Origin of the sequence: Cyclobacterium xiamenense, from assembly GCF_009467825.1 — a bacterium.
In the GTDB taxonomy this organism is placed as follows: Bacteria; Bacteroidota; Bacteroidia; order Cytophagales; family Cyclobacteriaceae; genus Cyclobacterium; species Cyclobacterium xiamenense.
Genome location: NZ_WIOK01000028.1, coordinates 58,715 through 69,362, shown reverse-complemented (window position 1 = coordinate 69,362; position 10,648 = coordinate 58,715). Strand labels below are relative to the sequence as shown.

Here is a 10,648-nt window from a genome sequence, read left to right as displayed (position 1 = left end):
AGTTTATCAGTGCCACCAAATAGTGGAGATTCAAACTTTTCCGAATATTCGGGAAAAATAGCCGCATAAAAAAGGCTGCCCTTTTCGGACAGCCTCTTCGTTCACGGGCTTCGCCTGTGTTTATTTTAGAAATAACATTTCCCGGTATTTAGTCAACGGCCAGGACTCGTCATCTACAAGTAGTTCCAGCTTATCAACAGCATACCGGATCTTATCAAAGAAGGCATCTTTTACATCGGTACTGTAAAGCTTGGCTTTTTCCGAAATATCTTCCACTTTGTTCACCCGCTTTCGTGCTTCGATCATGTTGCTGACGTTGGACTTAAGCGATTCAATGTGTTTGGAAATTTCTTCGATGGTCTCAATCGCCGCGCGGTGATCCAGTCCCAAACCTTTCAAGCCATTTGCATTAACTATGAGCTTGTTTTGGTACAGAATGGCGGTGGGGATGATGTGATTCAGCGCCAGGTCACCCATTACCCGAGATTCGATCTGTACCTTCATCACGTAATTTTCCAGTCGGATTTCGTGACGGGCATGCAGCTCTTTCTCGTTCAAAACATTGTGTCGTTTGTAAAGATCGGCTACCTGCTTGGACAGCAAGACGTCCAGTGCATCTGCCGTACTTTTCAAGTTGGAGAGTCCACGCTTCTCGGCTTCTTTCTCCCACTCTTCGGAGTATCCGTCGCCTTCGAACCTGACTTTTTTGCTTTCCTTGATGTATTTTCTCAGCACATCCACGATGGCAATTTTCTTTTCCTTGCCTGCATCGATCTCTTTGTCGATGTCTTTTTTCATCTCCTTCAGGACATCGGCCACGATTACATTCAACGCAGTCATTGGACCGGCCGGATTGGCACTGGATCCTACAGCACGGAATTCAAACTTGTTTCCGGTGAAGGCGAAAGGAGAAGTACGGTTACGATCCGTATTGTCCAATATGATTTCCGGGATTTTGGAAATACCCAGCTTCATGTACATATTGTCTCCCTTTTCGATCTTGATGTTCCCGTTTTTCTCCAACTCGTCCAGGATACCGGTAAGGGTGGATCCCAGGAATACGGAGATAATGGCGGGAGGAGCTTCGTTCGCTCCCAATCGGAAGTCGTTTCCAGCGGAGGCGATGCTGGCACGCAGCAAGTCCGCATTTTTGTAAACAGCCTTTAGCGTGGCCACCAGGAAGCACAGGAATTGCAGGTTTTCCCGGGCGGAATTGCTGGGTTGGAAGAGGTTTACACCCGTGTCGGTGATCAGCGACCAGTTGTTGTGCTTACCGCTACCGTTTAGACCGGCGAAAGGTTTTTCGTGAAACAATACCTTCAGCCCATGCTTTTCAGCCACTTTTTCCATCACATCCATTAGGAGCAGGTTGTGATCGGTGGCCTTATTGATGTCTTCAAACAAGGGAGCCACTTCAAATTGTCCGGGTGCTACCTCGTTGTGACGGGTAGAAACCGGGATGCCTAATTTCAGGGCTTCGATTTCAAAATCCTTCATGTATTCCTTCACGCGGGAAGGAATGGAACCGAAATAATGATCGTCCAACTGCTGGCCTCTGGCGGGATTGTGACCGAATACGGTCCTTCCAGCCATTACCAGGTCGGGCCGGGTGGCGTACAATGCCCGATCAATGACAAAGTATTCCTGCTCTACTCCCAACGAAGGGTTTACTTTTCTTACATTCCGATCGAAATACTGGCAAATATCGACAGCTGCATTGTTAATTGCTTCGGTCGATCTAATGAGGGGGGTCTTAAAATCCAGGGCTTCGCCTGTGAAAGAAACAAAAATGGTTGGAATACAAAGCGTCTGATCGAAAATGAAGATGGGGGAACTGGGATCCCATGCCGTGTAACCACGGGCTTCGAAGGTAGTCCGAATGCCTCCACTAGGGAATGAAGATGCATCCGGCTCTTGCTGGACCAGCGCGCTTCCCTTGAATTTTTCCATGCCGGAGAGGGCATCGAAGAACGTATCGTGCTTTTCAGCAGTGGAACCGGTAAGGGGCTGAAACCAGTGGGTGTAATGGGTGGCACCTTTGGACAATGCCCAGCTTTTTACCGCAGTGGCGATCTCGTCGGCGGTGGACATGTCTATTTTGGTTCCTTTTTCGATAGCCGTGCTGACTTTTTTAAATACAGGACTTGCCAGAGTTTCCTGCATTTCTTTCAAGCCAAAAACCTGCGATCCGAAGTAGTCGGAAATCTTTAAGGAAGGAGCGACCGCAGCAACCTTTGGCCTGCCCTGAACCTTCATTAATGCTTGTTGTCTTAGTGTTGCCATTGTTAGAGTTTATGGTTTAAAAACTACGTACAAATGTAGAAAAATAAATGAATCTTTACTATAATTGGTAAGAATTAGAGGTGTTGCGCGTTATTTTTACACTTTTGGCAACAAAATACGACCGAATATCCATCAAAACGGTGCGAAAAATCGCATTGGATGAGATTTTTTACAAAAATGGAAAACTCGATTCAATTCACTAACTTTGCAGCCTACGAAAAAAACACCATCGGTTTGAAAAAAGTAGCATTTTATACGCTAGGTTGTAAGTTAAACTACGCGGAAACCTCCACAATCAGCAGGATGTTTGAGCAGAAGGGGTATCTAAAGGTATCCTTCGACGAACGCCCGGATATTTTCATTATCAATACCTGTTCGGTTACGGAAAACGCAGACAAAAAATGTAAAAAACTGGTGCGGGAGGCGAAAAAGATTTCTCCTAACGGCTTCGTAGCCATTATTGGCTGTTATGCCCAGCTAAAACCAAAGGAAATTTCCGAAATTTCGGGCGTGGATGCCGTTTTGGGAGCCGCGGAAAAATTTCGACTCCTGGAATTGTTGGATGATTTTTCGGTACAGCAAGAGGCCCGGGTTTTTGCTTCCGGCATACAAGAGGCGCAGGAATTTCATCAGGCATTCAGCATGCACGACCGAACCCGTACGTTTCTCAAAGTTCAGGACGGATGCAATTACGGTTGTGCCTTTTGCACCATTCCTCTGGCACGTGGAAAAAGCAGAAGTGAGCGTATCGACAACGTGCTCGAATCTGCGCGGCAGATTGCCGCGACGGAAGTAAAGGAAGTGGTACTAACCGGAGTGAATATCGGTGATTTTGGCATCCAAGATGGGAAACGAAAGGAGCATTTCATCGACTTGATCCGGGCATTGGATAAAGTCAGCGGAATCGATCGATTTCGCATTTCCTCCATCGAGCCAAACCTGCTGACCAACGAGGCCATTTCTTTTGTGGCCTCTTCGGAGCGATTTGTGCCCCATTTCCACATTCCCCTTCAATCCGGAAGCAATACCCTGCTGCGAAAGATGGGCCGCAGGTACCTACGGGAGTTGTACCAGGATCGGGTGGAAAAAATCAAAACCCTTATGCCCCATTGTAGCATAGGAGCCGATGTGATCGTGGGTTTTCCGGGAGAGACCGAGGAGCGTTTCCTGGAAACCTATGAATTTTTGAAAAACCTGCCAGTCTCCTACCTGCACGTGTTTACCTTTTCGGAACGAGCAAATACCCGGGCTGCCGAAATGGAAGATGTAGTGCCCATGAACGTCCGAAACCAACGGTCTAAAATGCTGCGAATCCTTTCGGAAAAGAAAAAAAGGGCCTTTTACGAGGAGAATTTGGGCAAAACGTTCCAGGTACTTTTCGAAGAAGACATAGAGGATGGAAAGATGCATGGATTTACGGAAAATTACATCCGGGTTCGGGCAAAATACGATCCGGTTTTGATCAATGAAATAAAAACCGTCACGCTGACCGAAATCAACGAAAAAGGTACGGTAGAGGTATGGGAGCCCGAACACGAGGTTCACGTACACGGCTGACCTTCTCCCCTTTTCCTTCGCTTCCTACCAGTAGTCAGGATAATTGCTAATTTTATCCCTTTTCTACTGGCAGATTAACCAATATCGCTTAAATTGAATCAATTAATCGTTGATTGTATGATCCCCTGTTTCCCATGATAGCTCCCCGATATTGGTTTTATTGTGTACTGACTTTTGTAATGGCCGGCGCCTCCCTTTCGTCCGCCCAAAATCCTACAGCGAAGCAAACTGACCCGTACGGGCCCATTTTGCTTTCGGAGGACGGCAGCTGGTGTTGGTTTCAGGATGAACGCGCCTTGCTGATCGATGACAAGGTCATCTTTACCGGGGTCACCTCGGCCGGGCACAATACAGTGACCGAGTGGGAATTGTCCACCCAACAGATCACCAGCCACGTATTGACCGAAGGTACCCTCCCCCCCGACGACCACAATGTGGCCGCATTGATGCTGCGACCGGATGGAAAAATACTTACCGCCTATGCCGGACATAGCATCGACAGCCTGGTACGGTACCGAAGCACCACCCGACCCTACGATATCCGAGCCTGGGAGGAGGAATCCGTCGTACCAACAAATGGCCGGGTATGTTATTCCAACCTGTATTACCTGGAAGATGAAGACAAAACGTACAATTTTTTTCGAGGAAATGAAAATAATCCCCACTACCTGGTTTCTGAAGATTACGGCGATAGTTGGGTAGTTGGCGGACGCCTTTTTGAATTCCCCGGGCGATCCTACCTCAAATACGCGTCGGATGGAAAAAGCCGAATCCACTTTATCACCACCGATGGACACCCGCGCCATTTCAACAACAACATTTACCATGGCTATCTGGAAAACGGACAAGCTTATCGTTCCGATGGAACGCTGGTGGGGCCGCTAAGTACGACCGAAAACAGTTCGCTTAAACCCTCCGACTTTACCTTGGTGTACGACGGGGACTTGGAAACACGTACAGACGTGTCCTGGACCAGCGATATTCAACTGGATGATCGGGGCATGCCTTTTTTCGTCTTTTCAGTCACCAAAGACCCGATCACCCGGGGGGAAACGCGAAATACCGCCCTGGGAGGATTTGATCACCGCTACCATTATGCGGAATGGAACGGACGTGAATGGGTGGCTTCGGAGGTGGCTTATGCTGGAAGTAGGCTGTATCCTGGAGAAAATGAGTATACCGGGTTGATAAGCCTTCACCCGACCAATAAGTCGGTGTTTTACTTCTCCTCCGACGTGCACCCGGTAAGCGGAGAACCTCTCCTGGTAAACGGTTCCCAACGGTACGAGATCTTTCGTGCAGAGCGTAGGGAAGCCGGAGAACCCTGGTATTTTAGCCCGGTTACCTTTGGCTCCTCCGAAGATAATATTCGGCCGATCGTACTTGCAGACCCTGACAAAGAAGTCGTTCTTTGGCTTTCGGGCAGGTACACGACCTACCGGGACTATCGACTAAAGGTCTACGGTAAAATCCTGCCAAACCCCGACACCAGGACCGCCGACCAGGGGAAAAAAGTCACCTTTTTAATTAGCAAAGACCCGGATAATTACGAAGCGGATCTCACCGTCCCTTACTTTTCGATGAAATTAGCCAAAGAGAATGGGTACCAAACGGAGGTAATTCTTGGACAAGGGGAACGGACGGCTTTTCACCTGCCCGATCTGGAACGCATCAAGAACAGCGATTTGCTGGTGCTATTCCTGCGTCGGGTGGCGCTTTCCCCCGAACAGCTGGGCTTGATTAAAAAGCACCTGCAAGAAGGTAAACCGGTCCTGGGAATCCGAACAGCAAACCATGCCTTTTCGGTACGCGAGGAAATCGCTCCCGGCTACGAAGACTGGTGGGACTTTGTTCCCGAGGTATTGGGCCATGAAAATAAGGGATACGGGCCAGCCACTGTCAAAACCACCGTTGCCTACGCAAAAAAGCCGGGCAAGCGCCTTCTGGAAGGCCTTTCCTCCCATCCCTGGACGAGCGACGGCAACCTGTACCTAATTGGCTACAGCCTCGACCCAAAAGCAGAAGTACTCCTGAATGGGAGCTCTTCCGGCCAATCCAACGCCATCGCCTATACGCGAAAAGCCGGAAAAAGCAGGGTGTTTTATACCTCGCTGGGCTATCCTACAGACTTTACCCATCCCCAATTTCTACAGCTACTGAAAAATGCCATCCGCTGGACACTAGATTAACCAGGCTATTGCCTCAAACCACCAACCCATGCACCCATCATTCGCTCTATCCATTACTCCCATCTCGATTTTAGGCCTGCTTTTTTTCTTTGCCGGCGCCGTGTTTTCTTGCTACGGGCAAAACGGCCCGGTATGGAAAACCGGAACCGACAAGTTCCAAATCACCCCAAAAGATCGCTTGTGGATGGCTGGCTACGCCCACAGGGATCAACCCGCCCAGGGAACCTATAGCGAGCTTTGGATAAAAGTGCTTGCATTTGAAGATCCGGAGGGAAACCAGTCGGTGCTGCTGACCTCTGATCTGCTTGGCTTTCCAAAAAAGATGTCTGAAACGATCCGCACTGCCATATTTCAAAAATATGGCTTGAGTAAATCTCAGGTGATACTCAACAGTTCACACACCCACTCCGGGCCGGTGCTCGCGGCCGCTCTGTTTGATATCTACCCACTGAATGCGCAGCAACGGGCTGAGGTGGAGGCCTACAGCAAGCAATTGGAAGCGGATATTGTCGAAAGTGTCGGAAATGCACTGCAACGCATGCAAGCCTCCCGGGTTTACGCAGGCAACGGCACGGCTCGGTTTCAGGTAAACCGACGGAATAACAAGGAAAGCGATATTCACTTGCTGACCGAGCTTAAAGGCCCGATAGACCATGCGGTACCGGTGATCAAAGTTACCGATTTGCAGGACCGGGTGACGGCGGTTGCCTTTGGATATGCCTGCCACCCTACGGTATTAAGCAGCTATTTTTGGTCGGCGGATTTTCCGGGGTACGCGCAGGAGGAATTGGAAAAAAATCATCCGGGAGCCATGGCGCTGTTTTTTCAGGGTGCCGCCGGAGATCAAAATCCGCTCCCAAGGCGGACCTTACCCCTGGCAAAACAATACGGCAAGGAACTGGCAGCAGCAGTAGAGCGGGTGCTGGAAGAAGAAATGCAGCCCCTGGAACCGAAGCTACGCTACGCCTACCAGGAAGTTGATCTAGCCTTGAACGATCCCATGAGTCCAAAAACGTTAGAGAAAATGGCCTCCAACAAAAGTGGATACATGAAACAATGGGCCGAACGAATGCTCTTCGAACAAAGGCAGGGTATCCGTCCAGCTGCTACCTATCCCTTTCCCATCCAAATTTGGGCATTGGGAGACCAGCTGCTATTCTCCATGGGGGGAGAGGCTACCATCGGATACGCCAACCGACTGAAAGCCCGGTACGGTATCGCTGCCTTCGTGCTGTCTTATAGCAACGACGTGATGGCCTACATTCCCACGGAAACCATCCTCCGCGAAGGGGGCTACGAGGGCTATTCCTCCCAAATGGTCTATGGGCTGCACAATACCTGGAAACCCGGGCTGGAAGAACAGATTCTAGCCTCCTTTGACCAATTGGCACAACAAATCGATCCGACGATGCGTCCAACTAATCCTTAAACCATAAAAAATACCATTCTATGCTACAACGAACCAAGATCCCCCTGCTATTGCTTCTACTCTGCCTGCTACTACCGGGAGTTTCCCGGACATTAGCCCAGGCTGACGGTTACGAGGTTTTATTTGACGGGAAATCCGTAGAAAAATGGCGGGGCAAACAATCGCTCAATTTTCCTGAAAAAGGGTGGAAAATAGCAGACGGCATGCTTTTTCTGGAGTCATCCGGTGGAGGAGATGTTTTGACAAAAGAAAAATTCGGTGACTTTGAAGTGATTTTTGAATTCAAACTCACCGAGGGCGCCAATAGTGGCATCAAATATTTTGTCGATACCCTGTATAAGGAAACGACGGGGAAAATGATGGTAAATGGTCCGGAATACCAGATCATCGACGATTACAACTACCCAGGCATCAAAGAAGATCCCAACGGGCTCAGTTCCACGGCCGCCGCCTACTTGTTTTACCCGCCGAAAAACAAAACCCTTCACCCCCACGGAGAATGGAATACGGGCAAAATTGTGGCAAAAGGCCAGAATGTATCGCACTGGCTAAATGGTAAAAAAGTGCTCAGCTACAAGCGGGGCAGCAAAGATTTTCTTGAAAAAAAGAACGAAAACAAGTTTAAAGACGATGCCCGATACGGGGAGCTGGAAGAAGGCCACATTCTACTGACCGATCATGGAGACAAGGTGTACTTCCGCAACATACAAATCAAGAAGTTATAAGCGAGGAATGCGTTTTCCAGGCGTTATTGCCGGGAAAGCTACCTTGGATGAAAAACCGCCGCGTCTTGCCCAGAAGTACGGGTGCTCGTCCTGCACCGCATACAGGTATCTCTGCCGAAAGGTGCGGGAAGGGTGAGCCTATACGGTCGATGGTCTATTTGTAATCCTCTAACATCCGTTCCAGCCGGCCTTCCATGTGCCGATGTATTTTGGAATCGCCGGTCAGGTCCCAGTAGCTCTGATCGGTCAGTACCAATACCTGCGTAGCAACGATCCAGCTTTGTGTCCAGCCGCTAAGGGTACCCCAGGCTCCCCAGCCCACATCGGCATTGGAAGCCCAGTATTCCCAGCGGTTGTAATCGAAAGCGCGGAACCAGGCCCCGTCCAGGTCGGCAAAACGTTCGCTTTTCACCTGTATACGGGTCAGGAAATCCGATAACCTGCCCACGGCTTCCTGGTACCGGGGATTTCCAGTTGCGTGCGCAGCCTCGTTCAAACTGAAAAAAGCAAAGTTACTCGTATACAACATGTCGGCAATGGGGTCTCCGTTTTCGAAAATCAGCGGCGCCTCATGCAGTCCATAGGCCTCGTTTGATTTGGTGCGGCCGTACCTTCCTTTGTCGTTCCCACCCAATTCTTCCCGAATAGCTCCGCTTTCTACCTGATTATCCAGCAATTTGCTCACCACCCGATCCAGCCAGGCCCGGTGTTCCGGACGGTCCTCGATACGAACCAGCCATGCCAGCGGCAAAATCATCCGGGCCCTTTCCTGTTGGATGCCATTGGTCCACAGCCAGTCCTCCGGATAGGCATCCATGGTAATTTTAATGGCTGTTTTTGCTTTCTCCAAGAGCGGTTCGTACCCGGTTTTGTCGTACAGCCAGAGATACAGGGCCCACATCCAGGATTCAAAATGCGGGGCAGGATTGACAATGTCCCGGTTCCAGTAATGTTTCCAGCCTTGCCGTTGCAGGTCCCGGTTTTCAATACGGTTGCTGCGAAACCCATTCTTGCCAGAGGTTCGAAAATTTGCCAGGATGGCTTCGGTCATTTCCTGGTTCCAGGTATCCCGTTCCATAAAGGCCATGGCACCCAGAATTCCCAAAACGGCCCGGGCGTTATCGTCTCCATAATAGACATGGGGGTGCGTATGCGACCATCCGATCAGGCCAAATGCCGCCGAGTCTGGCTGATTTCTGGGACCGTTGCGAAGGTTTTCCCGGAAAATAAAATCGACCAGGTTTTCGGCGGTGGAAAAATGATCCGGTTCATCCAGCAGACGACCGGCCGCCGAGAGGGCAAATGCCCCTTCCCCTTGCACATCCGCTCGGATCCAATAGCGGTATTGTTGGCTGCCATCGTAGTAAATGGTGGAGGAATGTCCCTCTAAAAGTCCTTCACTGCCATCACCGACCGGAAAGTCGCGTGGAACCGGAGGCCCTACCGGGTTGGTACCATCGGATTGATACCTTAACCAACGTTCCTTCCAATCTTCGTGAATGTAAAATTTCCCCTTGGCAAACCATGCCACTCCCCGGTCGACGCTGTTTTCCTTGTCCGCAAGGGTAACCGCCTCGCCTTCTCCAAAAGCGGGCTTCAAGTAACGGGGCCAACCGGCGAAGGTTAAATCCCAGGTACCGGTAAGCTGTCCGATCAGGTGCGCCCAGACTTCCTGCCAGTGTGCTTGCGGTCCGTATCGGCCTTTGGCAAAGTCGGAGAGTTTGGTCAGCGCGATGTATCCGGCGTCTTTCTTCACCAACAGGGGATGGACAGGCACGCCAGACAGTCCATAGGGTGCCGTATCCAGGCCGGCTACCTTCGCCAAAACCAACAGCGGATCGGACGCCTCCGCCGCAATTAGGTGGCAGTCATTGATGCCCAATATGCGCAGAGCGGGAAGCTTGGTGCCAAAATGATTTCCGGCCACCACGGCCCGTTCCAGTCGGTTATGCAATACCTTTCCCTCCCCGATGAGGCCGGGTGCCCGCTGCGGAAACTCGATGTAGTAGCGGATATTTTTTTCGTCCATCACCCGATAAAAATCGCCGGGAACCGGCACCTTCTCTACCGGATAGGCGTCCGCCAGCACCAGCAGGGTGGAAGCTGCCGGAATTTCTTCCATGGCGGACTGGGTATCTCGGAAAAATTCAACCTGAAACCCTTCGGATGAAAGCCATAGCACCAAGTCATTTTCCGCTTTACCAACCACATAAACGGTTTTTCCCGCGACCGTTGCGCAGGCCAATCCGATTGCCAGCAGTGCCAGCATGCATCTCTTACCCATATAGTAAACGTTCATTTCTTTACTCGGGCAAGATACGCCATAACGGGCAAATCTGAAACCTATTTCAGAACGAATAAATTGTATTATTCCTTGAAAAACTACAAATTATAAAACATTGACCAACAATTGTTTAGCTACCAAAAAGAATTGTTGGCGCAGGTATAGTGAAAAAGATTGAAAA

At 50.0% G+C, this 10,648-nt stretch carries 6 protein-coding genes; 4 read left to right on the top strand and 2 right to left on the bottom strand.

Translation table 11 applies throughout. The annotated features are described in order from the left end of the window. Window positions 1-120: 120 nt before the first annotated feature. A complete protein-coding gene (locus GCU44_RS18180; protein ID WP_174238270.1) occupies window positions 121-2,283 on the bottom strand; it encodes a glutamine synthetase III family protein in 2,163 nt (720 codons plus the stop codon). Window positions 2,284-2,517: 234 nt separating this feature from the next. Here GCU44_RS18180 and mtaB point away from each other — a divergent pair, with 234 nt between their 5' ends. From mtaB to GCU44_RS18160, 4 genes are all read left to right on the top strand, one after another. Continuing rightward, on the top strand, window positions 2,518-3,840 hold the full coding sequence (mtaB, locus tag GCU44_RS18175) for a tRNA (N(6)-L-threonylcarbamoyladenosine(37)-C(2))-methylthiotransferase MtaB (RefSeq protein WP_154858387.1): 1,323 nt from the start codon (window positions 2,518-2,520) through the stop codon (window positions 3,838-3,840). Window positions 3,841-3,974: 134 nt separating this feature from the next. Then, a complete protein-coding gene (locus tag GCU44_RS18170; RefSeq protein WP_154858373.1) occupies window positions 3,975-6,029 on the top strand; it encodes a BNR-4 repeat-containing protein in 2,055 nt (684 codons plus the stop codon). Window positions 6,030-6,057: 28 nt separating this feature from the next. Beyond that, window positions 6,058-7,458: a neutral/alkaline non-lysosomal ceramidase N-terminal domain-containing protein gene (locus GCU44_RS18165; protein ID WP_154858372.1), complete on the top strand. Its 1,401-nt coding sequence runs from the start codon at window positions 6,058-6,060 to the stop codon at window positions 7,456-7,458. Window positions 7,459-7,478: 20 nt separating this feature from the next. After that, on the top strand, window positions 7,479-8,183 hold the full coding sequence (locus GCU44_RS18160) for a 3-keto-disaccharide hydrolase (RefSeq protein WP_154858370.1): 705 nt from the start codon (window positions 7,479-7,481) through the stop codon (window positions 8,181-8,183). 154 nt (window positions 8,184-8,337) lie between these two features. Here GCU44_RS18160 and GCU44_RS18155 read toward each other — a convergent pair whose 3' ends face one another. Beyond that, complete coding sequence (locus GCU44_RS18155) at window positions 8,338-10,482, bottom strand: hypothetical protein (protein WP_241685015.1); 2,145 nt, start codon at window positions 10,480-10,482, stop codon at window positions 8,338-8,340. Between the last annotated feature and the right edge of the window lie 166 nt (window positions 10,483-10,648).